This window comes from uncultured Pseudoteredinibacter sp. (genome assembly GCF_947500695.1).
GTDB lineage: Bacteria > Pseudomonadota > Gammaproteobacteria > Pseudomonadales > Cellvibrionaceae > Pseudoteredinibacter.
Window position 1 is genome coordinate 246,710 of record NZ_CANMSS010000001.1, and the last position, 25,775, is coordinate 272,484.

Here is a 25,775-nt window from a genome sequence, read left to right on the forward strand (position 1 = left end):
TCTTTTGTTTCATTAAAGTTCGCTAGTGGTTAATTAGCTAATACAAAGTGATGAGTAGCATTTTTATATTTATAGTTATTTAATCTTGTGTCTGATGAGCCATCAGTCTTTATACAGCCGTCAGAATCTGACTAAGAGCGATAAACTTGTTAGGGGTAATATGTCTTCGGCATTTGGTGAAAAATTAATTATTGCAATCTCATCTAGGGCCTTGTTCGACTTAAGTGATAGTCACCTTGTCTTTGAGCGCGAAGGCCTAGCGGCATTTGCCGAGTATCAGCGTAAGCACGAAGACGATATTCTTGAGCAGGGTGAAGCCTTTCCTTTGGTGAAAAAGCTGCTCGCTCTCAATGAAGATAAAAACCGTGTAGAAGTGATATTACTGTCTCGCAATAGCGCTGATACTGGGCTTAGAGTGTTTAACTCCATTGAGCATTATGGGCTGGGTATTACCCGGGCCGCGTTTTGTGGCGGGGAAAGCCCTTATCGTTATGTCTCGGCCTTTGGTTGTCATCTGTTTCTTTCTACCCATGCCGAGGATGTTCGTCAGGCGCTAGATGCAGGAGTGGCAGCTGCAACGCTTATGTTGGCAGGAAGTCGCTTGGGTGATGATGGAGAATTGCGCTTTGCTTTTGATGGTGATGCTGTTTTGTTCTCTGATGAATCTGAGCGAATCTATAAACAAGAGGGGCTAGAAGCTTTTGCTGAAAATGAAAGGACTAAGGCGAAAACACCGCTGAGCGGTGGCCCTTTTAAAACCTTCCTCAAAGCCTTACAGCATCTACAGGCCGATTTTCCAAATGGTGATTGTCCTATTAGAACGGCCTTGGTAACAGCCCGCTCTGCGCCAGCCCATGAAAGAGTCATACGAACCCTCAGACAGTGGGGTATTCGTCTTGACGAATCGCTTTTTTTAGGTGGTCTAGATAAGGGTGAGTTTTTACGTTCTTATGGCGCGGATGTGTTTTTTGATGATCAACAGAGTCATTGCCAGTCGGCCAGTCAACATGTCGCGACCGGCCATGTTCCTCATGGCGTAGCAAACGAACCGAGTCAGGGCTAAATGCTCACTCGGCTTGCTCTATGCGGTTTTATAAAAATTGTGCTTATAAAAAGGCGAACTTTACACCCAGTAGCATCAGTAGCGAGGCGAGTGCAGGCTGCAGAATGCTATTAGGTAGCTGAGCCGAAAGCTTGCTGCCAAAGTGAATGGCCGGTAGCGATCCAAGGAGCAAGCATCCAAGTAGCATAAAGTCCACATTGCCCAAAAAGAATAGGTGCCCAAGGCCAGCTATGAGGGTAAGTGGGACAGCGTGGGCAATATCAGTACCTACCACTTCAGTGGCCTTCAGCTTGGGGTACAACACTAAAAGTAGCGCTGCACAGAAGGCTCCAGCGCCAACTGAAGATAGGGTTACCAGCACGCCTAGTATGACGCCACTGATCACGGTGATCAGGCGTCCATGCTGATGCACCTTTGACATCAGGCCATCGCCGCTTTGGCTGGCTTTCTGTAAGCGCTTTTTAAACAGGATAACGGCCGAGGTGATAATCAGCATCAAGCCCAGGCTGTGGGTCAATAAGCCTTGATAGTCATGGGCGCCCTGAAAGAAAGTTTGCAGCAGTAAGGCGGTAACCAGCGATGCGGGAATACTACCAGCCGCCAATGCCACAACCAATGACCAACGAATATTGCCCAGTTTGTGGTGGGTGCGAACCCCTCCAGCTTTAGTGACGGCGGCAAACAAAAGGTCGGTACCAATGGCTACATTGTAAGGAATACCAAAGAGGATCAGCAGGGGGGTCATCAGTGAGCCACCGCCGACTCCGGTTACTCCGACGGCGAATCCGACGCCAGCACCGGCAAATATATACGTTAAGGCATCCATATAAACAATAAGTAGGAAACAGGTGAATTTTTATAGCTAAATTAGCAATTAGTACTGGCAAATATACGGATAAGACTCTATTCTGGAAAAGAATATTTACTTATATTTTTATAAGTAAATACTTGGACAAGAGCTTGGCGTACAAAGCTTCATTTCTGAGCGCGTTTGCGCTCATGGTCTGACCGTGGCCAATACACAGGGGAGAAAGCTATGAAACTGCAGCAGTTGCGTTATATTTGGGAAGTTGCCCACCATGACCTCAACGTCTCGGCGACGGCTCAAAGCCTCTATACTTCGCAACCTGGGATCAGTAAGCAGATTCGTCTATTGGAGGATGAATTAGGCGTCGAGGTCTTTTCCCGCAGTGGCAAGCACTTAACCCGAATTACCCCGGCTGGTGAAGCCATCTTAAATACTGCCGGAGAGATCCTCCGTAAAGTTGAAAGTATCAAACAGGTCGCCCAAGAATTCAGTGATGAGCGTAAAGGCAGTCTGTCTATTGCCACTACCCATACCCAAGCGCGCTATGCCTTACCCAATGTAATTGGCGACTTTATTAAAGAATATCCGGATGTTTCCCTGCATATGCACCAGGGTACACCTATGCAGATCTCTGAAATGGCCGCTGACGGTACCGTTGATTTTGCCATCGCAACAGAAGCGATGGAGTTATTCAGTGATCTGGTGATGATGCCTTGCTACAAATGGAACCGCTCCATAGTGGTACCGAAAGACCACCCTCTATGTCAGGTTTCTAAGCTGAGCTTGGAAGATGTCGCTCATCATCCAATTGTGACCTATGTCTTTGGCTTTACTGGCCGCTCTAAATTGGACGAGGCTTTTGTTGAGCGTGGTTTGGCCCCTAAGGTGGTATTCACCGCCGCTGACGCGGACGTTATCAAATCCTATGTAAGACTAGGTTTAGGTATCGGCATTATTGCCCATATGGCTTATGACGAAACTCTAGACAGTGATTTGGTCGCGTTGGACGCTAGTCACTTGTTCCAATCAAGCACGACTAAGATTGGCATTCGTCGCGGCACCTTCTTACGCGGCTTTATGTACGAATTTATCCAAAAGTTCGCGCCGCATCTCGATCGTGACCTGGTGGCCGATGCCATTGGCCGCAGCAGTAAAGCTGAAGTAGATGAGCTGTTTTCTTCAATAGAGCTGCCGGTGTACTAAATTTTTGGCGGAATGCCTAGGTTTTCGTCAAAATCGCTCAATAAAAAACGCGGCTCGTTAAAACAACTCTCTTGGTATGCGCAGCTTTGCTGGTATAAGCTGCCATGCTCGCTTGGATTACTAGCACCGTTTAAGCCCACTGAAGTAATAAATCCATTTTCTAAACCAAGAAGCTGAGCTTGCTTGGCAAATGGATCTTGTAAATCTACTGCATCTAGGTATGGGCTAAGCTCTGTCAGCTGGCTTAGTTTCTTTTTGTACTCCTTCTCAAAGAGCTTATTTGCCACTGAAATCTTACTGGCTTGAACATGCAGCTGGTGGAAACAATGCGATAGTTGTTGCTGGCTAAATGTGTTGTGCATTGTTTCGTTGCGAAGCTCTAATCCCGCTGAGTTACTGCGTATGAGATCTAGCCAACTAAGAGGCACTTGTTCGCTCTCCTGTTTAGCTACCAGTTTGCTACAGCCAGCAAGAATTTTATGCTTCTGTTTGATAAGTCGACCTGCAAAAAAGCTAAGCTCAGTATTTGTGTGTAGGTAGAAGCGTGGGAAAAGAGCGAATAGCAGGTCAAATAGCTTGCTTGCTAATGCAGTATCGCTGTCATTCTCGTTAAGGAAGGTCAGCTGATTATAGTTATATAGTTTGTATTGTTCCCACCTTGTTGCGAGAGTCTGCTTGCTGGGTTTTTCTAGCTGATTAGCGGTATATATAAATTCTCCGTGCAGTGTGTGTGAGAAGTCCTTGTGTTTGTTTTTCGATATTTTCTTGAGCAGCGTTAAAATGCTTTTTAACTGTTCTATGCTTAATGGCTCTTCGATGATCAATCTACTCATTCGAAATAGCGTTATTTGTTCAATTTTTTGACCAATAGCATAAGAAATTAAAGTGCTGCCGGCCTCAGTTTTAAGTAAGTAGCCGTATTTTAATGAAGCTGAGTAGTATTCGAGAGCAGCATCGATATTGCCATCACGCAGAAATTTTTGAGCTTGTAGTAGCAATAACTTAGAGAGGTCTACCAAGCCAATGAAGTTTGGTGATTCATCTGTATATGTTTGCTCCAAGTCGAATTGATTGGCCTGACTGGCTAGATAAACGGCTTTTAGAGCTTCTTGTTTCTGCGTAAGGGTTTCAGAGACCCATTGTTCATCCCACTTCCCCTCATTGATATGCTGATTAAAGCGATTGTGTGAAGTTAGCTCAAACTTGTTGATTTCCCTATTGTTTATAAACTTAATGTGCCGAAAGCCGTTGTTTTCGGCTATTACAGTGATAGGAAGACTCAAAAAGCCCTTATCATCGTATGAATCTGTATCCTGCGAGCCCCAGTAAATATAGGCTGCCACAGCTGATGAAAGAGCGATTAGTCCGTATATGGCTTTTTTCAGCATGAGATGGTCCTTATCTATCCACTAAGTACTGGCTTTGACGGTGCTTGTGGTGCTGTTGGTTTCAGGGGTGAGTCATTCCGAGTGACTATTCTTGGCGATTAACTAAAGGATACCCTGAATGATGTATTTTAATTGTATTGCCTATCGAAATTTCTACAAGGCTACAATTATCAAGTACCTTCACGGGAATAGCTAGGGTATGACAGAGTGCTTCAAATACACTGCCGTGGGAAACTATTAGCGTATAGGGTTTAAGCTGCTCCGGCGCAAGCTTGGCCCTTGGTGGCTGGAGGCTTTGGAGGTTAATCGAAAGCTCTTGCCATTTATGGTCTACACGTACAGGGCAATTTAACTGTAATTGCGCCAGAGTTTGCCTTGCTCTAAGCATCGGGCTGCAGATGCAATCTTTTATCTCAAGCTCATGTATGAGAGGCGCTAACGATTTGGCTTGTTGAAACCCTGTTTCGTTGAGGCTTACATCATTAAGCCCTTGCAGTCGCCTTTCTAAGTTCCAGTTTGTTTGACCGTGCCTTAAAAAGAACAGCGGTGCTGATAGGTGTTTTACTTTCGTGTGTGCTTCCAAAAACTTAGCCTTGTTTTATATAGGTTTTTATTACCATTTTTAGGCGTTCGAGACCTCCTGTATCACACAAGCCAAATCGCAATAAGTTATGGTTTTCGATAGGGTCGAAAATGCGGCAATAAATGGCCTGACTTAATAAATAATTGTGCAAGGAAGCTATCTTACCCTTATCACCTTTTAGAGTGATAAATAAGCCTCCATCTAACAGTTCTGCTGGCTCTGCACCGCTAGAAACTTGTTGTTTAAGCTGTTTTAAGAGTTGATGCAGAGATTGATTGGCGGCTTTAATTCTTTGTCGTTGTTCGTTATGCCATTTATGATCTTGTAAGCATTGTTTAGCTATATAGCGCGCTGGTCCATTTACTGACCAGGGTTCAGCCATGCCGCGCAGTTGTTCAGTGAGCTTTGAGGGGCCAAAAACAAAGCCAAGTCGAATACCCGCTAAACCGAAGAATTTTCCGAGTGATCGTGTACAAATAATATTGTTCGCCGAATCGACTGGAGGAATGTTAGCTGTCTCAATATCTTTAAAAGCTTCATCAACGATTAGGTAGCCTCCTCTTTTTTCGCATAGTTTTGCGATGTCTTCACAGGTTTTGTGAGAATAGGTTTCGGCGCTTGGGTTATTCGGATTAATCAAAACCACAGTATTCACCTCGGGCTTTTGTTCTAACTTTGCCATAAGGTCTTTCTGGTTTTTGTATAGCAGATATCTATTCCCGCTTAGCAGCCATGCTTTATGATGTTCTTGGTAGCCTCTCTCAGGCAGTGCGACGGTTTTAGTTTCCGGCAAACATACTGGAAGATGCTGAATTAACCACTGAGTTCCTGCTATCGCTAGGCCTGCCGTGTTTTTTTGATAAAAATTTTGGGCTATTTTTTCAAGTTGATCATTATCGTTGGGGAGTTCACGCCATACCGCTTCAGGGATTTGAGGTACGGGCCAGCTCCAGGGACTGATGCCGGTGGAGAGATCTAGCCACTGTGCTATGCCTGTATTGGACGCTGCTGCGATCTCAGCGAGACGACCACCATGGCTAATGCTTGTTGTGATCTTCATTGTTTCGATGTTTTAACTAGATAATACTGTGTGCCTAATTATCGTATAAGCAGAGCGAGGCAGGCTAGTATTATCGTTAAGAATACTATGCGGCGATTAACAAACTGATTTGCTCGAGTAATATCTTCATTGGTTGCTGGCAGGCCGTAACCCATTACGGTCTTTTCCACCTTTTTGCCGTGGTAAATGGCCGGGCCGCCTAATTGTAGTCCAAGTGCGGCGGCACCTGTACACATAACCGGTCCGCCATTGGGGCTGGCACAGTGCTTGGCCTGCTGTTGCCAGGCTAGAATGCTCTGCTTGGCGTTTTTACTAAAGCAAAAGAGCAGGGCGCAGATTCTAGCGGGGATATAATTAAGTAAGTCATCAATTCTCGCTGAGGCTTTTCCGAATTTCAGGTAGCGTTTGTTTTTATAGCCCCACATGGCATCCAGTGTATTGCTCAGTCGATAAAGAACTAAAGCAGCAGGCCCAAATGCGAGAAACCAAAAAATGGGTGCAATTACGCTGTCGTTACAGTTTTCTAAGGTAGATTCAATAGCGGCGTTACAGATACTACGGGTATCCATTTCTGAAGTTTCTCGGCTCACAATCATACCGACTGCGACGCGGCCAGAGTGTAGATCTTTCTTTAAGGCTGTTGCCACTGCCTCGCTATGCTCTAAAAGAGAGCGTCTTGCAATACCTAGATAGACAATAAACGAGCCTACGATAATTTCTGCGAATATAGGCAAAGTGCAGAGGTAAAAGAAAGCACAAACAGCGAAGCACAAAGGTAGGACTGCCAGTACCCAAGCCAGTGAACCTTTAGTAATGAGATGATCGCCGTGATTAAGATAGTTCTCCAGCTTAGAGGCGATGTAGCCAAAGCCTACCAATGGGTGAAAACGTCGACTTTCTCCGAGTAAGGCATCGATTAGTAGGCCAATGATCACGCAAAGGCACAGCTCACTGAAGTTCACTGCAGGTGTTTCCTTATGGAGCTAGGAAGAGAAAATAGAAGTCTACCAGGGCTGCAATATAAAACGGGCGAAACCAATAGATTCCCTATCGTTTTTGCTATTAATAGAGCTCAATGGTGTATTCAGCTATTTGCTGTCCACCATGCGCATTAAACATTCTTGCGCGGCTGCCGCTACAAGGCAGCCGTCCTTGCGATAGATTTTTCCAAAGTTCAAGCCACGGGCACCTGCGGTTTTGGGGCTATCAAGTTCATAGTAGTGCCACTCGCTGGCATCAATTTGATCGTAAAACCATAGCGCATGATCCAAGCTGGCGCTTTGCAGCTTAGGGTTGTAATAGGAGATACCGTGGGGCAGTAGGGAGGTGTCTAACAGATAGCTGTCCGACATATACGATAGCAGCGCTTGGTTCAGAATGGGGTCTTCAACTTTCCCGCTGGCGCGCATCCAAACTCCAACGCGAGGTGGCATTGGTGTAGGGTTTAAATGATCGAAAGGGTTGGTGCTGCGATATTCGATTTCCAAAGTGCGTTTATCTGGATCTAGGCCTTTCGCTTCACAGTATTCGATTTGCCGTTCGTGTTCTGTCTGCAGGCCTTCTACAGGAGCGTCGGCTTGGAACTCGCATTGCTGCTCTAAACCGTCTTCAGGCCTTTGAAAAGACAGGGATGAAATTAGTATCGCCTTACCGTTCTGCAGGGCGGTAACGCGGCGGGTGCAAAAGCCGCGACCGTCGCGCACGATTTCGACTTCAAAATCAATATCAATATGGACCTGCCCAGGGCGAATGAAATAGGCATGCTGGGAATGAACTTTATATTCATCGCTCACCGTTTGGTGAGCGGCATAAAGTGCTTGGGCGAGTACTTGCCCGCCGTAAACGCGCCCCCAAGGTACTTGCATATTGTGCCCGCGAAAAAGTAAGTCCCCCTGTTTTTCTAACCGCAGTACTTCAAGTAGGCTTTGAAAATCTTTGACTTTTTTATCCGCGAAGGCGTCGCTCATTGGGCAGTCCTTATTGTTCTTACTATTCGACAATACTTACAGCGATACGACGAAGTGCAGTATCAATGCTGTTCACCTTAACTTTAAGGGATTGTCCAAGCTGGTGCACAGTGTCACCGCGGACGAGTTTTAGGCGGCGATGGTCTAACTCCCAAGGGGCTTCTTTGTTTTGTAAAAGAGCAAAGCCTTCGATACCCGTATCATCAAAGCGCAGGCCAACGCCTTGGCCGTTGACTAGGGCGATGGTGGCTTGATGTTCGCTGCCAATTTTATCGGCCATATATTGCACATGTAGCCACTGCTCCATTTGGCGAACAGCTTGGCGCCCAGCCATGAGTTGCGTCTGCGTCTTTTCTAGCTGCTCTGCGCTAATGGTCATTGGCATAGCTTGCTCAGAAAGTTTGGCCTTGATAACTAGGTGATTGTAGTAGTCCTGATAGCGGCGAATTGGGGAGCTAATGGTGGCATAGCCAGCCAATCCAAGACCTAAGTGCGGTGCCGCTGAGGTATGCAGTTCACTGGCCTGTAATAGACGCTTGCAAGTTAGCAGTAGCTGAGGGTCGTCTTGATTTAGACTCTGCATCAAATCTCGATAGCCTTCTAAGCTATCAAGCTTTAGATCAGCAAGTTTGGGATGGTCGGCTTTAAGCACCTCTTGTAAGGTTTCCAGCTTGTCTTCTTTTATTCCTGCGTGGTGTGAAAATAGAGCAGGTAGCTGATTTTCTTTAAAGAAGCTGGCCGCGCTGATATTACAAGCCAGCATAGCTTCTTCTACCATTAGGTGGGCTTGGGTTTTATTGCGCTTGTGGATCGAGCCTATTTTGCCTTGTTCATTTAGCTCGATGTCGTAGTCGGCTTTATCTTCCATTACCAGGGCATGTTCTAGACGGAAAGCCTGACGCTGCTGCGCGAGCTCGTGCAGAGCTTTTAAACTCTCGCTTTGTGCTGCATCTAGGCCCAGTTTGTCGTCATCTTCGCAGAGCCAATCTGCCACCTCTTGGTAGCTGAGCTTTCTCTGAGATTTGATGTTGGCTAATTCAAAGCGAAATGCAGAGATTTCGCCTGAATGGCTGATGTCCATATGACAGATTAATGCAGGACGCTGCTCGCCTTCGACTAAGGAGTAGCGATTCTGAGACAGCTCAGTTGGGAACATATGTCGGCTTTGACCGGGCAGATACACGGTCTGAGTCCTATTGAGAGCGGCCTGACCGAGAGAGGAATCAGCGGCAACTTCGATGCTTGGATCAGCGATAGCGACGCTGACCTTGTAATCATCACCATCGCGCTGTACTGCGATTGCATCATCCATATCTAAGGTGCTAGATGAATCGATGGTAACAAAGGGCAAGTCACAGTTGTTGGGGTAACTAGGGATATCGGCTTTTGCTAGCTCATCAGCCTGTTCCTGGGCGCCTTTGCCTAATTTGCCTGGCAAATTATGCTTACTGGCCATGTAGAGGCCTTCAATGCCTGGAGTGCTATCGTTACCTAGGTTTTCTAGCACGCGTACCTGAGCTTTACCCTCTTTGTGAAAAGGGTGTTGGCTAATACGACAGCGGATAAAATCGCCAGCCTTTAGACCTTTACGTTGATTAGGGGGAATAAATAACCAGCGGTTAAACTGAGGCAGATCTGGCTGCACAAAATGGCCCTGACCGCGCACCACATAATGGCCTACAAAGTCTTGCAGGGGGCTTTCTAGTAGTTTTTCCAGCTCGGCTTGAGGCTTGCCACCTTTACCTTCAACTACATTAATACGAACACGATCTCCTGGGAAAAGGCGATTCATATCATTGGGGGTTATAAATGCTTCGCGACCATCATCAAGGCTGGCAAAGCCAAATTTGCCATTGCTGCCTCTAACCGTACCTTTGGCGATGTCTTTTGTAGATCGGATATCTTTCTTCAGTTGGCTCAACTGGCTGAGCGCATCTTTGTTTAGCATGTAAAGCCCTTAATGAGAGGGAGGTGTTAATAGATCTAGGTTCCAGGAGCAATCTTGGCATTGAATCCGGGACCTACATTAGCCCAAAAGGGCGTGATTATATCAGCTATCCCAGGCTTGGCGATCCTGTCTTGAAGACAAATTCTCTGACCATCTATCTGTTCTATATATCGATTCTCTATACAAAAACTATGGCCTCAACAGGGTGGCTATAACTTAAGCGTTAAATTGGTGCGCCTGAGTGCATCATAAGGGCGCGCTGTTGTCTTAAATGATCAAAAATAGAGCGTATTTGTCTTGAGTGAGCAAATTTTACGCAAATCCTTGCTGTTTATGAGGGATTCCGCAAAGCCACGCACCATGGGGGGGCTGCTGGTTTTCTAACTTTTCGTATTAACATATTTTGTAAGAAGTGAAAATAATTACTAAACCTTTAGTGTGAGTTGGTCGATGTATTAACTGTCGCGTAAGCATTCATTCGCGTTCAGATGGCCAGATAACGTATAGACATAATGAGAATTTACATATGAAAGTTAGAACTAGGGTCTCTTTGTTTGCTTTAGCCCTATCATTGATACCGCTTTTAGCTGTAACCGTGGTACTGGGTTGGTTTTCATATTCATCCGCACAAGAAGCTTTAAATAAACAGTTGGAAAGCAAGTTGGTTTCGCGCCGAGAAGCGAAAAAGACCGAACTTGAGTCGTATTTCCAAACTGTTAATGATCAATTATTGAGTCAGGCACAAAGTAATATGTTGGTTTCGGCCGCGATTGACTTCAATGAAGCCTTTGCCCAGCAAAGCTTTGCAGGCACGGATGCCATTGAGAGATTTGGCAGCGATGCTGAACGGTCTTTGGATGACTACTATCAAAACGATTACGCCAATCGTTATAAGGAAAAGAACACTGGCAAATCAGTCGATGTTGACAGCATTGTTAGCTCTCTGGGTGAGCGAGCGAAATGGTTTCAATACTATTACATCAGTGACAATGAAGAAGCCTTAGGCGAAAAAGATAATATGCTGAGCTCTTCATTGGGCGGCAGTTACGACGAGGTGCATGAACTCTATCACCCCGCCATTCAGGCTTTTCTTAAGCGTTTTGGCTTTTACGATATCTTTATCATCGACCCCGAGACGGGCGATGTAGTCTACTCGGTATACAAGGAGCTGGACTATGCGACTAATCTCGACTCTGGGCCGTATCGCAATTCTGGTTTAGCGCAGGCCTATAGGGCGGCAAAAGCATTGGGAGATAGCCGGGAAGTTGCTGTAGTGGATTTCAAACCCTATTTGCCAAGCTATAACGACAATGCCGCTTTCGCGGCGACACCCATTTTGGATATTGATGGCAATCAGCAAGGCATCTTGGTTTACCAGATGGCTCTAGATCGTATTAATCAGCTGATGACTCTGAATCAAGATTGGCAGTCGCAAGGCTATGGTAAAACCGCTGAGCTTTATTTGGTCGGTGATGATCAGCATATGCGTTCAGACAGTCGTGTATTTGTAGAGAGCCCTAATGCCTTTAAGCAATGGGGCTATAACAGCAGCTTTGGCCAATCCGCGACAGATACTGTGTTGGCGAAGGGCACCACGATTGCCGCGGTCCCAGTAAACACTCCAGCAGGTAAAGCAGTCGCAGGTGGCCGTACTGGTGTATCCCATTATGAAAACTATATGGGAGAGAAGGTGATCGGGGCTTATACACCATTAAATATTAATGGCTTGAAGTGGGGTATTGTCGCTGAAATCTATCAAGACGAAGCATTTCAGGCGGTTGAGTCCCTTGGTGACTTGATCGCGCTATATGGTGGAATCACTTTCGTTGCAGTCTTGATCGTAGCTATTGCCGTAGGCTTATGGTTTGCCCATGGTTTATCGCGGCCTATTTCAAGACTTAGCGAGACGGTTGCTGAAATCTCGGCGAATAACGATCTAACATTGTCTATCTCTGAAGCGGGTGATGAAGAGGTCTCTCAAGCAGCCAGCAGTGTGAATGCGTTAATCCGTAGGCTGAGAGAAAACTTTCTACAAATCAGCTCTTCTTCGGGACAGCTGGCGCAGAGTGCGGATGGTATGTCTGAATTGATGAATACCAATTTGCAGGAAATAGATGCGCAAAACCGCGAGTGCATGAAGGTCGCTCAATCGGCTACTCAGTTAGAGCAGGCAGCGCACGAAGTGGCGCGCAATGCCAGTGAAACTGCCGTACAAACTCGAGAGGCCAATACGATATCTGGCCGCTTGGCGGATATGGTTGAAAGATCAGTGGCCTCTACCCAAGCGGTAGCGGGTGAAATCGGCAGTGCGAATGAGGCCATGGAAACTTTGGCTGAGCGTACCAGCGATATTGGCTCGGTCTTGGATGTGATCCAAGAAATCGCTGAACAGACCAACTTGTTGGCTTTAAACGCGGCAATTGAAGCGGCTAGGGCTGGCGAGCAAGGGCGCGGATTTGCGGTGGTTGCTGATGAGGTTCGTAACCTAGCGCGCCGTACTCAAGATGCCACCGGCGAGATTTCATCGATGATTGAAGGCTTGCAATCGGACTCTGGTGTAGCGGTTGGAGCTATGCGTACAGGCCTTGAGAAGGTTAAATCGAATGTGGCCGAAGCCGAATCTTCCAAGGAAGCCTTGGCTGAAACTATGGATATCGTCCGTAAGATTTCTTTGATGAATGAGCAGGTTGCCACTGCGGCTGAAGAGCAGAGCGAAGTAATCAAAGAGATCACCGGCAGCACGCAGGATCTTAGTCATCTGTCAGATCGCAGTACAGAACGTAGCCACGAGCTTGATAGTATTAGCTCGCAGCTCAGCGGGTTGGCCGGTAATCTGAAAACGATGGTGTCCGCCTACAAGGTTGGCTAGCAAGGATTAGCTTAATCTATTGTTTATTCTAAGCCCGAACTTGTTTCGGGCTTTCTTTTTTACAGCACTTTAAAACTTCCCTTGCTAGTTTGTCTTTAGGCATATAGTGGACTTTGTGTCGCTCTGACCGTAATGTTTTATATGCTTAGATAAAATTATCATCAATAGTGATAGCGTATTCTCTATAGCACTCTTATATACTGCCTGTTTACTAGCGGGCCACCCGCGCTATTGATTCCATAAAAACAATAATGGATTAATTATGACCTTTAGTTTGATTCCACCTGACGCACACTTTGCGGTTGCAGCCGCCTTATTTGCCATTGCTTTGTTTGGCTTTTGGGCCGAGAAGCAAGCGTGGGGGCGGGTGCTTACGGGGGCGGTATGGGTTTTACTGCTCGCCATACTGGCATCGAATGTTGGCCTGATACCAAAATCGGCGGATTTCTATAATTTAGTTTTTAGCTATTTTGTGCCGGTCTTAATTCCATTGTTTTTATTACGCGCCGATGTTAGAAAAATTATTGCAGAGTCTGGCCGCGTGGGGGTGGCGTTTTTATTGGCGGCTGTGGGAAGTGCCCTAGGGGCTATTATAGCCGTTAGCTTTATAGATCTCGGAGCAAAGGAAGCCGAGTTAGCAGGAATATTTACGGCAACCTATGTGGGTGGCTCGGTGAACTATGCTGCGTTGATTCAAGCTACCGGCTTTGATGATGCCAGTGTTATTTCGGCAGCTACCGCCGTCGATAGTTTAATGAGTGCGGTATTTTTAGCGGTTATTGCCTTGATGCCGGCTTCAAAATGGTTGCTGGAACGCTTTGCTCAACGTGATCATAGCGCTATCGATACCGCGGGTGATTTGGGAATCAACGATGGTAGAGCTGAGCAGGCTGCGCGAGATAAAAATACTATCAGCGCTTTTTCTCTTTGTGCGGCGATTGTTTTTAGTATCTCGGTGGTGGCGTTGTCTGATGGACTGATTGCGTTTTTACAACACAGTTTTGAAGGCAGTAACTTTAAGCCATTGCGCTATATATTTATAACCTTGTTCTCGGTATTACCGGCAACATTCGCACCCAAAACGATGCAATCCCTACGAGGGGGTGAAGAAATCGGTTTGATTCTAGCCTTTGTATTTTTCGCCGCTATATGTGCTGGCGCTGATGTTTTCGCCCTTATTGGGACAGCGCCTATTTTATTGCTGTTTGTGGTTGTGCTTTTGGTGATACACGGCTTGGTGGTATTTGGGGGGGCTTATCTAATTAATTGGCTATTGCGAATCCTATCGAAGAAATCGGATTCCGCACAACTGTCATTGCCTGAGCTCATTATTGCTTCTAATGCCGCTATACTGGGAGCAACCACCGCTCCAGCGCTGGCGATGGCCAGGGGTTGGCCAGCTTTGGTGACGCCGGGAATTCTAGTAGGTGTGGCCGGTTATATTATCGGCACGCCCCTTGGAATTTTGGTGGTAAGTCTGCTTTCTAAATAAAGCCACCACAGGTTCATTATTTATCGCTGTTGCTTGAAAACTTATCTGCCATATCTATGCCCACAAAAAAGCCCAGTTAAAGACTGGGCTTTTCTTGATCAGTTAAAAACTGAAATCAATATTGTGAAGCGGGTAGGTGTACTACCAAGCCATCCATTTCTTCAGTGACGACTAGCTGGCAGCTAAGGCGGCTATTGTCTTTGGGATCGACAACGGCTTCCAATAGGTCTTGCTCGGCGCTTTCAACAGCTGGCACTTTATCTTGCCATGCTTGGTCGACGTAGCAATGGCAGGTAGCACAGGCGCATGCACCACCGCATTCAGCCAAGATACCATCGATCATATTGTCGACAGCACCCTGCATGACATTACTGCCAACTTCGACTTCGGCTTCAAACTGGTTGCCACTGGCATCGACATAGTTAATTAAAGGCATGGTTTTCCTCTTTTCCTTTGGCTAATCACTTTCTCTTGTTTGCCCCGTTTATACGGAGCTTTTGTATGGAACTTTTGTATAGAGCTTTGTTTGGCTGTAGCCTAAGCCAACAGCGATTTTAAATCAAAATCTGTATCGCATACGTGTCCAGGGCTCGGGTTTATGCCCTTGGCGAGTAATTGCTTAGCTTGCATAAACTCTTTAGCTTGGTTAATGCAGTCAACGGCTAATAATTGTTCACCTTTAAAATACCAAACACTGAAAGCACGGCTATTATTGTCTCCGCGTACCAGCACCTGATCATAGCCCATATTAAAGCCGGCAATTTGCAGTTTAATGTCGTATTGATCTGACCAAAACCAAGGGTGCGTATGATTGTCGATTTGCTTGCCGCAGATGCTGGCTGCGGCGGTTTTGGCCTGCTCAGTAGCGTTAGGTACGCTTTCGAGTCGCACCCGGCTACCAATCAGTTTATGTGGGTAGGAGCTGCAATCACCGGCCGCGACGATATCTGGATCGCTGGTTTGCGTGTAGGCGTCTACGGCAATACCATTGTCGATCGTAAGGCCTGCTGCTTCGGCAAGCTCAATATTGGGTACGATACCTGCGCCAATAATCACCACATCGGCGGCAATGGTTTCGCCATTACTACAAAGCACAGATTCGACTTTAGCTTCACCTTGAATGGCATCGACACCCATTGAGGTAAGAATGTTTACGCCAGCCTCTGTGTGGATGTTCTGATAAAACTCTGAGATAACGGGGGCGGTAACCCGCTGTAAAATTCGCTCCATCATTTCTAAAACAGTAACTTCTACACCAAGCTTATTGAGTGCTGCTGCCGTTTCTAGACCTATATAACCGCCACCAATGATGACGACTTTGGCGGGTTTTTGGTTCTTATCTAAATGTGCGCGAATGCCTTCGATATCGGCGACTGTGCGCAGATAATGCACACCTGCAAGATCGACCCCCGGTAATGGAATCTGGCGCGGTCTTGAGCCGGTGCAAAGTGCGAGCTTCTCGTAGCTAAGGGTTTCGCCATTATTAAGGGTGATGCTTTTGCTTTCGCGATCAATACTATCGACACGTTGCCCCAACATAAATTCGGCGTCTATTTTGTCGTAAGCTGCGAGCGGGCGAATCAATAACTGTTGTAAGGTTTTCTCGCCACTTAGAAATGTTTTTGATAGCGGTGGGCGGTGGTAGGGGGCATATGGCTCGTCGCCGATAATTATAATGCGGCCTTGCCAGCCTTCCTGACGCAAACTTGGCGCTAGCTGAGCGGCAGCGTGTGAAGCGCCGATAATGATACAGTTGCCTTGCATAATGTCTCTCTATTATCCCACTGTTGTTTAGCTTCAATCGCGCGATTGCGAAAAAGCAGTTTATTATAGGCCGTATAGAACAGTGGCTACCATATTAGGGTAGCCACATCGCATTGGCAGTGACAATTTGCTGCAAATCTCTTAACCGTCGGTACCGGAACGTTGCTGATTATGGAAGCGCTGGCGGTAGGCTCGTGGAGTCAAGCCGGTTTTACGCTGGAACAGTCGGCTAAATGAACTCAGATCTGTGTAGCCAACCTGCAGCATGACACTTTCTACCGGTAAGCCGCTGTTCTCTAGCATGCGCTTAGCAGTATCGATACGCAGGTTCTGCAAATAGCGGTTAGGGGTTTCATCTAATACTTGTTTAAAGCGGCGAATCAAGGTGCGTGTGCTAACCGCCAATTCATCAGCTAACTGGTTCAAGGAGAAACGCTCTTTCATATTTCGTTGCAGCCAGGCTTGAGCTTTGCTGACCAATGGGTCGTTATGCTCAAGTTGGTTCTCCAAGGTCAAGAAGGCGGTTTGCTCGACTTCATTGGTGTTCAATAAGGTCGCTTTGGCGCATTGGTTTGCAATACTCTTACCCATAAAGCGCTCAATCAAGCGTAATGTCATTAACTGCTCAGAGTTGGCGGCAGCACCTGTCATCACACGTTGATGTTCGATATACAGCTGGCGGATATTGAGCTCAATATTGGGGTAGCGTTGGCGAAATTTCTTTTCCAGCCACCAACTGGTAGTTGCGATTCCACCGTTAAGTAATCCAGTCTCAGCAATGATGAAGCTACTGGTGCAATGACCCATAATCGTTTTGCCTTTGCCGTGTTGTTGACGAAGCCAATCTACCATCGGAGCCATTTGTTTTAGCTTGCGCCCGAACGGTAATTCACCTTCGTAAAACAAAGAGGGCACCACAATAACTTGGCAGTCATCAGCAAGGCTTAAATCACCGTCAACGTTAAAGCTAAGGCCGCCGACAGAGGCAACGCCTTGACCATCCATGGACAGCACCTTTGTGGCAAATTGCCCTTCGGTATCCCCATGTTGTTTGCGCCAGTAGGCGTTTGCGATGTGCAGGTTGTCCTGCACCTTAGCGAGGCTTGAGGTGTAGCAACCGTCGTAAGCAATCAGAGCAATATTTGGCATGGCTATATCTGCTGTCTATTGGTTATTTTTGCCAGAGTGGTCATTGTAACCAGTCTGATCATGAGTTTGTTGGTCATTATCGGCCAGTAACTTGTCCATCAAGGACACTAAAAAATTCGCATAATCGTCGGTACTGGTTTCGTTCTGTTTGTACTTCCAGGATTTCAAATACCAGTCCTGAATTAAGGCCAGAAGGGCGGAAGCAGTGAGTTCGCTATTGGAACAATGCATCTCTCCGGCGGCGACGCCTTCTTCGATCAGCTCTTTGAGCTTGGCGGTATCGATAAGGTCAAATTGCTTGGCTTGATCTCTTTGCTGGCGTGCCATGGACTTGGATTCCATATACACAAAGCGATACCAAGGGCGAAACAGACTGCCCATATAGATATAGATTCGCAGCCTTGTGGCCAAGCGTTGTCTCGGACTGCCGCTTTCTAAATTTAGGGAGTAGGCCAGCGGTGCTAGGCGTTGGCTTAGAAAATCGTTGACCATCTGGGCCAGCATATCTTTACTGCTGATGTAGTTGTACAAACCGCCCATGCTGATGCCGGTGCTTTGGCTAAGATCGCGCAGACTCATCGCATCAAAGCCGCCTTTGCTGGCCAGTTCAAAAGTGGCATCAAAAATAATCTTCAGGTTTTTTACCGCGGCACTTTCACGCTTGACCTTGATATCTTCACGAAAAGCTTCGAAAAATTGGCTGTAGACCGATTCGCGACAAACGGGTAGGCAGTGCTTAAAACTTGCGAAGCACTGTTCTTGGGGCCAATTGGCCTGTTCGTCGCTCATCATATTGCTTCCCCATCGTCTGGTTTTGGCTGCGGATGCTTAGTGTTCTATCTAGCCCTATGCCGTTTTACGCTGTTCTATATGGCTCTAGGTCGTTCTAGTCGGCACTAAGCCGCAAGGTCTGTGCAAAAGGGACAAATTCCGCGCTCAGTTCGCCGAAACTTGACCAAACTTTTCACAGGCCTTGACGAATGTCTCGCTATCTAGGATAAATAGCGAACGCTCGCTCTTTTTTAAAGAACCATAACGAATTTGTTTCAGTCTCGCAACGATATTTACGCTTTGATGATGACTGCAACGGCGAGATTTTTGTCAAATCAAACTATGAGGCTCCGCTATGACTACGCCAATGAACACCGCGATAACCCTTAAGCAACGCCCCAATGGCGAAGTCCGAGATGAGGATTTTGAAATTACGCAAAGCCCTGTGCGCGAATTACAGGATGGTGAATTTCTTATAGAAAACAAATACTTATCCCTAGACCCCTATATGCGCCCGCGCCTCAATGACATGCAAGGTTATATGGATCCCGTTGAAATTGGTGCTGTGATCGTGGGCGAAGCGGTCGGCGAAGTAATTGCCAGTAAAACGGATGCCTATCAGGTTGGGGATATCGTGACGGCCTATACCGGCTGGCAGACTCATTATATCGCCAAGGGCGATGAGCCAATGATCTACAAGGTAGATGCCAAAGGTTTGCCCTTATCAGTATTTTTGGGTGCGGCAGGTATGCCTGGGCGTACGGGTTATTTCGGTTTGACTGAAGTGGGCAAGCCGCAAACGGGCGAAACGATTGTGGTCTCTGCGGCATCGGGTGCGGTTGGTTCACTGGTAGGGCAGGTTGCCAAGTCGATGGGCTTACGTGTCGTTGGTGTGGCCGGTGGTGATCAGAAGTGTGGCTATGTCACCGAAGAATTGGGTTTTGATGCTTGTGTAGATTATAAGGCTGGAAATTTAGATGCTGATCTAGCGGCGGCCTGTCCAAATGGCATTGATATCTATTTTGAGAATGTTGGCGGTGCAGTCACTCGTGCTGTATCCAAGTTGCTAAATAAAGGCTCTCGCGTACCGGTGTGTGGTTATGTATCGGCTTATAACGCCGAGGATATGGCTGCTGTTGAAACCCCATTCCATGTTTTTGGTGCAATGGAAGAGCCACCTGAGCACCGCTTCTTTTTGGTTACCGAATGGCAAGAGCAGCACGGTGAAGCGACGGCACTTCTAGCCAATAAAATTAAAGACGGTCAAGTGAAATACCGCGAGTCCGTAGCCGAAGGTATCGACAATGCTGTTGAGGCGTTCCGCGGTATGCTTAAAGGCAAAAATTTTGGTAAGCAAGTTGTAAAGCTAGGCTAAATACTGGCTTTATGGATTTTGAATATAAATACCTAGCAAAAGTAAATGGAGTAAATCATGAATATTGACTTTACCCAAGAAGAGCTGGACTTTCAGCAAGAAGTTCGTCAGTTCTTTGCGGAGCATTATCCAAAAGATATTCAAGAAAAAATCAAAAATAATATACACCCAACGAAAGAGGATTTTATTCGTTGGCAGAAAATTTTGAATGATAAAGGTTGGCTAGCGGAAAACTGGCCAGTGGAATATGGCGGCACGGGTTGGACGCCTACCCAGAAGTACATAGTGCAACAAGAAAAAGCGCGTGCACATGTTCTAGGTACGATTCCATTTGGTGTCACCATGGTTGCACCAGTTATTTATACCTATGGTAACGAAGAGCAAAAGAAACGCTTTTTGCCTGATATTTTAGAATCTAATGTGTGGTGGTGTCAGGGATATTCTGAGCCGGGCGCAGGTTCTGATTTGGCTGCTTTAAAAACCAGCGCTGTACGTGATGGTGACGACTATATCATCAACGGTACCAAAACCTGGACAACATTGGGCCACTGGGCTGAGTGGATGTTCTGTCTAGTACGTACAGATCCTGATGCACCAAAGAAACAGCAGGGCATTAGCTTTATCTTAATCGATATGACGAGCCCAGGTATTAGCGTATCGCCCATTTTAACGCTGGACGAAGAGCGTGAAGTGAACGAAGTACACTTTGATAATGTGCGCGTACCCGCCGTCAATCTTATTGGTGAAGAAAACAAAGGTTGGACCTACGCTAAGTTATTGTTGACCCATGAGCGCACCAGTATTGCCAATGTGCAAAACTCTAAAGTGCGTTTGGAAAAAGTTAAGAGCTTGGCTAAAGAAACCCCAGCTCATGACGGCGAAGGCGTACTTTGGAAAGATGAAATGTTCCGTACCAAAGTGGCCAATGTTGAATTGGATTTAACCGCTTTGGAATACACTGAACTACGTACTTTAGCGGCGGTTGCTTCTGGTGGAGCACCTGGTCCTGAATCTTCTATTTTGAAGATTAAAGGTACTGAAGTTATGCAGGCCATTGATGAGTTGTTCGTGGAGCTCGCAGGCTACCACGCCATGCCGTTTACTCAAGCACAGTATCATGACGGCTTTGAAGGCGAGCGAATTGGCGATTGGTTTGAAACCAATACTGGCCCGCATTATTTCAATAACCGTAAGCAATCGATTTTCGGCGGCACCAACGAAATTCAAAAAGGCATTATTTGTAAGGCCGTGTTGGGTCTGTAAGGAGAAGAACATGGACTTTTCATTAAGCGAAGAACAACAGCTGTTAAAAGACAGCATTGAAAAATTTGTCAGCAGTGACTACGACTTCGAAGCACGTCGTGAGTTGGTAAATTCTGATTTGGGTTACAGTGCCGAGCACTGGGCTATGTTCGCTGAATTGGGCTGGTTGGGCATGGGCTTCTCCGAAGCCGACGGCGGTTATGGCGGTAGTGCCAGCGATTTAATGGTAATTATGCAGTCTTTTGGTAAAGGATTGGTAATTGAACCATTCTTGGCCAACTGCGTATTGGCCGGTGGCGCTGTGGCTGAGCTAGCTTCAGGTGCTCAAAAGGAAGCGTTGCTAGCTTCAGTGATCGGTGGCGAGCAACAGTTAGCGCTAGCCTATGCAGAGAAACAAGCTCGCTACAATGTGGCAAATTGCAAAACCCAAGCTCAAAAGTCAGGTGATGGTTACAGCATTAGCGGTGAAAAAATCGCTGTTTTGAATGGCGGTAATGCCGATACGATTTTAGTGTTAGCTCGTACTTCGGGTGTTCAAAGTGATGAAGCTGGCTTGTCTTTGTTTGCAGTACCTGCTGAGGCAGAAGGCCTAGAGCGAGTTGCCTACACTACCGTTGATGGCTTTACTGGTGCAGATATTAAACTTAGTAATGTACAGCTTGCCGCTGATGCCTTGGTAGGTGAAGAGGGCAATGCCTTTACTGCGCTAAACCGCGTGATGGATCGTGCTCGTCTTGCGGTTTGTGCGGAAGCTCTGGGTAATATGGAAACTCTGCTAACCAAAACCGTAGAGTACACAAAGACTCGGAAACAATTTGGCTTTACGCTGTCTTTCTTCCAGGCTCTGCAGCATCGTATGGCGGATATGTTTGTTGAATGTCAGCAGGCGCAGTCAATGTTGCTAATGGCGGCGATGAAATTTGACGCTAATGCTGAAGATGCGGGCACTGCCGTTTCGGCGGCAAAAGCTCGTATTGGCCAGGCCGCAAAGCTGGTCGGTCAAGAAGCTGTGCAATTGCATGGTGGTATGGGCGTTACTGATGAGCTGGATGTAGGTCACTATTTCAAACGCTTGACCATCATTGATACTTTGTTTGGTAACACTGATTACCACTTAAAGCGTTATACGCAGGCGATGTCCTAAAGCATGTATGCGAGGCGGAGTTTAAGTTCCGCCTCGCTTATTTCTTTATAGTTTTAGCATGGCTAAAGCACTATCTACTTTTACACCTTAAAACGACTAATTAACTGGCTAGCCTGACTAGTCATTTGGCTTGCTCGAATACTGTTTTCAGTGGTGAGCTCTGCCCCTTGCGAAGTACTTGAAAGCTGTTGCTGTATACTGTCCACCAGCTCTTTTACGGATAAAATGGTTTTACTTTGAGCCTGGCTCGATTGTGCAATTGCCTGGTTTTTACCATCAATGGCGTTGATCGCGCTGTTGATTTTCTCAAGCGAGGCGCCCGCGCTGCTGGCATTGTCCGCTGAGGCGCTTGCCTGTTCGGCGCTTTGGCTCATCGAATCTACGGCTTTACTCGCTCCTAATTGGAGTTTTTCAATCATATTTTGAATTTCTTGTGTCGAGTCTTGGGTTCGTTTGGCCAGCTGCCTAACTTCATCTGCCACAACCGCAAAACCTTTACCTTGTTCGCCAGCACGTGCTGATTCAATAGCGGCGTTTAGGGCCAGTAGATTGGTTTGCTCAGCGATACCTCGTATAACGTCGATAACTGAACCGATTTCATTGGTATTTGTAGCGAGATCGGTAACAACTTCAGAGGCCGAGCGAATATTGTTGGATAACTGCTGAATGTCATTTATTGAGCCATCCACGATAGTAATTGCCTGCTGAGCTTCGGCACTAGATTCTCTTGCTTCTTCAGCAGCCGATTGAGCATCGCTTGCGATACTCTGCACAGTAGGTACAAGCTCATCAATATCGCCGTGAAGGTTTCTCAACATTTGCTGCTGTTGTTTTATAGATTGATCAGTGTCTTGAGCGGTCGAACTGAGTTGTTCCGATGATTCATTTATGTTGTGAAAAGTGCCATTTAGATCTTGCACCATTTTTTGAATATGATTGGCAAAGCTGTTAAATGCTTGGGACAAGTCGCTGATTTCACTATTGCCTTTATGCTCAAGCCTTTGGGTTAAGTCGCCTTCGCCATTGCTGATATCAGACATGGCAACAGCCGCTTTTTTTAGTGGTCTTAAAATGTAACGCGTGCTAAACAGCAGGGTGGCAATAACGATGGCGAGTATGGCAAAGCTAATGCCACTAGAAATGTTTCTCCATAAGGAGGCCTCATTTTTACTGGCCTCCAAGGTTGCTGCTGTCCTATTATCGAGCGTTGTGAAAAAACGACTAACCGGGGCCATGATTTTACTGACCTCTTGATGATAGTTGTCATCAAAGAGTATGCGGCTGGCAAATGCCTTAACACTTTCTTCCTCAAAGGCTTGATAGGGCCCATCAACGACAAAATCTTTGCTGATTGAATCCATAGCTTGGGTTTCAGTGGCAATTAAGTCGTTTGAGAGTTGTCCAGCTTTGGCAAGAAGGTTTAGCTCTTCATTACTAAAGCCTAGAGATCTCATTAGGTCTATTTGGGCGACTCTCTTTTGAGGGCTAAGATCAGCATGGACGCTTTTAGGCCTCGCTATTTCGCCTGAGCGCCATTTAACGATATCCCAGTAGGCATCTTTAAAGGATTCATCCCCCGTAATTACATAGCTACGACCTAGGCGAGTTAGATCTTGCGAGGTTTGCCGAAACTCATCAGCAAGCTGAAAGGATAGATATCGTAGCTTGGCTTCTTCGGCGAGCTTTAGCTCTTTGGTTTCTGCAAGTTTTAATGCGATGAGGTTGGCTATTAGTAAGGCGATTGCCAATCCAGAAAGGGCTGTCAGTTTGGTCCGTATAGACATAGCAATTCCGTTTGTTGATCAATTAGTTGTTGCTTAAGCTATCGGGTGTATCATCGAAATATTTAGGTAACAAAGCACTTATTCTGGCATTAAAAACCTCTTTCTAAGGAGATTGATAGCCATCGATCCGTTTTGTTAGGTACTAAAGGTTAAATTGCGCCTTAAATCACATTTAAACTATTCTGAATAGCAGCGAGGCTTAAGATTGAAAAGAAGCGTATAGCTGTACGTGTTTGCCAATTTGAAGATAAGATAATTTAGATAAGAATGACTTAATTTAGCAGGTGATAAAGCAGCTTAGTAGAAATTGAGTGATCTAATAAAATGAGAGTGGCCTTAAAAAATGCTCAGCCTTTCGAGGACAAAAAAGGCTGAGCCATTGCACTGCTAGCTCATCGATTGAATCATTTCGTCACGCATAACAAATTTTTGAATCTTGCCTGTTACCGTCATTGGGTATTCTTCTACAAAACGATAGTAGCGGGGCACTTTGTAGTGGGCAATTTTACCCTTGCAGTACTCCTTAATATCGTCTTCGCTGAGTTCGGCGCCAGGCTTAAGTTGGACCCAAGCGCAAACCTCTTCACCAAATCTTTCACTCGGTATACCAAAAACCTGAACCTCGGCGATGGCCTCGTGATGGTATAAGAACTCTTCGACTTCGCGAGGGTAAACGTTTTCGCCACCGCGTATGATCATATCTTTGAGGCGACCGACGATCATGCAGTAGCCATCGCTATCAATGATGCCTAGATCTCCGGTGTGCATCCAGCCTTCGACGTCGATGGCTTCTTGGGTTTTTTCTTCGTCGTTCCAATAGCCATGCATTACCGAATAACCGCGGGTACAGATCTCGCCTTTTTCTCCACGAGCAACGGTTTGATTATTTTCGTCCACGATGCGGACTTCCAAGAGTGGGTGTACTTGTCCGACGGTGGTGGTTTGTTTTTCAAGGCTATCGCCAATTAAGGTTTGGAAACTCACAGGGCTGGTTTCCGTCATGCCATAACAAATGGTGACATCCTTCATATGCATTTCAGCAATGACTCGATTCATTAACACTACAGGACAAGTAGCGCCGGCCATGATTCCGGTCCGTAGGCTGGATAAGTCGTAGCGACTAAAATTCTCATCATCGAGTACCATGTTAAACATGGTAGGTACGCCGTACAGGGCTGTACACTTTTCGTTTTGTACGGCGTTTAAAACGGTTTTTGCCTCAAAGGCTTCGTCGGGCAGTACGATACAGGAGCCGTGAGAGATCGCCGCTAGAACACCCATTACCATGCCAAAGCAGTGGTAGAGGGGAACCGGTATACAGATGCGGTCCTGCTCAGTTAGCTCAATTCCTTCTCCAACAAAGTAGCCATTATTAACAATATTTTTATGGCTTAATGTCGCGCCTTTGGGGTGCCCTGTTGTGCCCGAGGTAAACTGAATATTAATAGGGTCGTCAGCTTGCAAGGTGGTAGCTAGGCTTTCAAGTCTTTGACTTGATTTACCCTGTGCGCTTTGGAGGGCCTCGGAAAATAAATGATAGCCTGACTGTGCTTCTTTGCCGATGAGAATTAGCTCGCGCAAATGAGGTAGGCCTTCACTCTGAAGTTGTTGATCACCACGCTGGCTGATTTCGGGTGCCAGCTCAGCCATCATTTCAACATAGTTAGATGTTTTAAAGCGATGCTCTAAAACCAAGGCTTTGCACTCGACCTTATTTAAAGCGTAAGCTAATTCAGAGCTACGGTAGGCCGGATTGATATTGACCAGCACCATACCTGCCTTAGCGGTGGCAAGTTGAGTAATTACCCATTCAATATTGTTGGGTGACCAGATACCCACTCGATCGCCAGGCTCTAGGCCCATCTCTAGCAGCGCAATAGCAAATTGTTCAGCTTGCTGATTTAGTTCGCGGTAATTCCATCTAACACCTTGCTGGCAGGCGACAATGGCTTCGCGCTCTGGGTACTTTTGCGCGGCCTCGGTGAGTAGGCTACCAATGGTTTGCTCGATTAAGCTGACATCTTGTCGGCCGACTACATGGCTGATGTTAGGGTCGATTGCCTGCGTCATTTATATTTTTCTCCGCGATTTGAAGCTAGGCCCGAAGGCCCAGCTGTGATGCTTACTCTGTTCTAAATTTATAT

The 25,775-nt window shown here is 46.4% G+C and carries 20 protein-coding genes; 7 read left to right on the top strand and 13 right to left on the bottom strand.

What is annotated here, in order from left to right:
- Positions 1 to 160: 160 nt before the first annotated feature.
- Positions 161 to 1,063: a 5'-nucleotidase gene (locus Q1A08_RS00880; protein WP_299768345.1), complete on the top strand. Its 903-nt coding sequence runs from the start codon at positions 161 to 163 to the stop codon at positions 1,061 to 1,063.
- Between the two features lie 43 nt (positions 1,064 to 1,106).
- Here Q1A08_RS00880 and Q1A08_RS00885 read toward each other — a convergent pair whose 3' ends face one another.
- Positions 1,107 to 1,889, bottom strand: a complete 783-nt coding sequence (locus Q1A08_RS00885; protein WP_299768348.1) for a sulfite exporter TauE/SafE family protein — start codon at positions 1,887 to 1,889, stop codon at positions 1,107 to 1,109.
- Between the two features lie 210 nt (positions 1,890 to 2,099).
- Here Q1A08_RS00885 and cysB point away from each other — a divergent pair, with 210 nt between their 5' ends.
- Entirely contained in the window at positions 2,100 to 3,074 is a 975-nt protein-coding gene (gene cysB / locus Q1A08_RS00890) for an HTH-type transcriptional regulator CysB (protein WP_299768351.1), read from the top strand.
- Here cysB and Q1A08_RS00895 read toward each other — a convergent pair.
- From Q1A08_RS00895 to Q1A08_RS00915, 6 genes are all read right to left on the bottom strand, one after another.
- Positions 3,071 to 4,462 (bottom strand): hypothetical protein, encoded by a 1,392-nt coding sequence (locus Q1A08_RS00895; protein ID WP_299768353.1) that lies wholly within the window; start codon positions 4,460 to 4,462, stop codon positions 3,071 to 3,073. The two genes, cysB and Q1A08_RS00895, sit on opposite strands and share 4 nt — an antisense overlap.
- Before the next feature lie 85 nt (positions 4,463 to 4,547).
- Positions 4,548 to 5,045: a histidine phosphatase family protein gene (locus tag Q1A08_RS21465; protein ID WP_363323468.1), complete on the bottom strand. Its 498-nt coding sequence runs from the start codon at positions 5,043 to 5,045 to the stop codon at positions 4,548 to 4,550.
- Between the two features lie 4 nt (positions 5,046 to 5,049).
- Positions 5,050 to 6,105 carry a threonine-phosphate decarboxylase gene (locus Q1A08_RS00900; protein WP_299768356.1) on the bottom strand — a complete coding sequence of 352 codons (1,056 nt, stop codon included), beginning with the start codon at positions 6,103 to 6,105 and terminating at the stop codon, positions 5,050 to 5,052.
- A gap of 38 nt (positions 6,106 to 6,143) precedes the next feature.
- On the bottom strand, positions 6,144 to 7,067 hold the full coding sequence (gene cbiB, locus Q1A08_RS00905) for an adenosylcobinamide-phosphate synthase CbiB (RefSeq protein WP_299768359.1): 924 nt from the start codon (positions 7,065 to 7,067) through the stop codon (positions 6,144 to 6,146).
- 126 nt (positions 7,068 to 7,193) lie between these two features.
- Positions 7,194 to 8,072 (bottom strand): acyl-CoA thioesterase II, encoded by an 879-nt coding sequence (locus tag Q1A08_RS00910; protein WP_299768361.1) that lies wholly within the window; start codon positions 8,070 to 8,072, stop codon positions 7,194 to 7,196.
- A 22-nt stretch (positions 8,073 to 8,094) separates the two neighbouring features.
- Positions 8,095 to 10,020, bottom strand: coding sequence for a VacB/RNase II family 3'-5' exoribonuclease (locus Q1A08_RS00915; RefSeq protein WP_299768364.1), 1,926 nt, complete (start codon positions 10,018 to 10,020; stop codon positions 8,095 to 8,097).
- A gap of 526 nt (positions 10,021 to 10,546) precedes the next feature.
- On the opposite strand from Q1A08_RS00915, the gene Q1A08_RS00920 reads away from it, so the two are divergent.
- Entirely contained in the window at positions 10,547 to 12,889 is a 2,343-nt protein-coding gene (locus tag Q1A08_RS00920; protein WP_299768366.1) for a methyl-accepting chemotaxis protein, read from the top strand.
- A gap of 262 nt (positions 12,890 to 13,151) precedes the next feature.
- The gene (locus tag Q1A08_RS00925; RefSeq protein ID WP_299768369.1) at positions 13,152 to 14,381 is read left to right on the top strand and encodes a DUF819 family protein; all 1,230 of its coding nucleotides are present in this window, start codon (positions 13,152 to 13,154) and stop codon (positions 14,379 to 14,381) included.
- A 115-nt stretch (positions 14,382 to 14,496) separates the two neighbouring features.
- On the opposite strand, the gene Q1A08_RS00930 is transcribed toward Q1A08_RS00925, so the two are convergent.
- The 4 genes from Q1A08_RS00930 to Q1A08_RS00945 all read right to left on the bottom strand — a co-directional run bounded on the left by Q1A08_RS00930 (position 14,497) and on the right by Q1A08_RS00945 (position 18,086).
- Complete coding sequence (locus Q1A08_RS00930; protein WP_299768372.1) at positions 14,497 to 14,817, bottom strand: 2Fe-2S iron-sulfur cluster-binding protein; 321 nt, start codon at positions 14,815 to 14,817, stop codon at positions 14,497 to 14,499.
- A gap of 101 nt (positions 14,818 to 14,918) precedes the next feature.
- Complete coding sequence (locus Q1A08_RS00935; RefSeq protein WP_299768375.1) at positions 14,919 to 16,145, bottom strand: FAD-dependent oxidoreductase; 1,227 nt, start codon at positions 16,143 to 16,145, stop codon at positions 14,919 to 14,921.
- Between the two features lie 141 nt (positions 16,146 to 16,286).
- Positions 16,287 to 17,294, bottom strand: coding sequence for a helix-turn-helix domain-containing protein (locus tag Q1A08_RS00940; protein WP_299768378.1), 1,008 nt, complete (start codon positions 17,292 to 17,294; stop codon positions 16,287 to 16,289).
- A gap of 15 nt (positions 17,295 to 17,309) precedes the next feature.
- The gene (locus tag Q1A08_RS00945; RefSeq protein ID WP_299768381.1) at positions 17,310 to 18,086 is read right to left on the bottom strand and encodes a TetR/AcrR family transcriptional regulator; all 777 of its coding nucleotides are present in this window, start codon (positions 18,084 to 18,086) and stop codon (positions 17,310 to 17,312) included.
- Between the two features lie 334 nt (positions 18,087 to 18,420).
- Here Q1A08_RS00945 and Q1A08_RS00950 point away from each other — a divergent pair, with 334 nt between their 5' ends.
- Genes Q1A08_RS00950 through Q1A08_RS00960 form a run of 3 tightly spaced genes read left to right on the top strand, consistent with a single transcriptional unit; the run spans position 18,421 to position 21,847 of the window.
- Positions 18,421 to 19,440: an NADP-dependent oxidoreductase gene (locus tag Q1A08_RS00950; RefSeq protein WP_299768384.1), complete on the top strand. Its 1,020-nt coding sequence runs from the start codon at positions 18,421 to 18,423 to the stop codon at positions 19,438 to 19,440.
- A 57-nt stretch (positions 19,441 to 19,497) separates the two neighbouring features.
- Positions 19,498 to 20,703 carry an acyl-CoA dehydrogenase family protein gene (locus Q1A08_RS00955; RefSeq protein WP_299768386.1) on the top strand — a complete coding sequence of 402 codons (1,206 nt, stop codon included), beginning with the start codon at positions 19,498 to 19,500 and terminating at the stop codon, positions 20,701 to 20,703.
- A 10-nt stretch (positions 20,704 to 20,713) separates the two neighbouring features.
- Positions 20,714 to 21,847, top strand: a complete 1,134-nt coding sequence (locus Q1A08_RS00960) for an acyl-CoA dehydrogenase family protein (protein ID WP_299768389.1) — start codon at positions 20,714 to 20,716, stop codon at positions 21,845 to 21,847.
- An 80-nt stretch (positions 21,848 to 21,927) separates the two neighbouring features.
- Here the strand turns inward: Q1A08_RS00960 and Q1A08_RS00965 are convergent, their stop codons facing one another.
- Both Q1A08_RS00965 and Q1A08_RS00970 read right to left on the bottom strand, forming a co-directional pair.
- Positions 21,928 to 23,631, bottom strand: coding sequence for a methyl-accepting chemotaxis protein (locus Q1A08_RS00965; protein WP_299768392.1), 1,704 nt, complete (start codon positions 23,629 to 23,631; stop codon positions 21,928 to 21,930).
- A 387-nt stretch (positions 23,632 to 24,018) separates the two neighbouring features.
- On the bottom strand, positions 24,019 to 25,701 hold the full coding sequence (locus Q1A08_RS00970; protein ID WP_299768395.1) for an AMP-binding protein: 1,683 nt from the start codon (positions 25,699 to 25,701) through the stop codon (positions 24,019 to 24,021).
- Positions 25,702 to 25,775 lie beyond the last annotated feature (74 nt).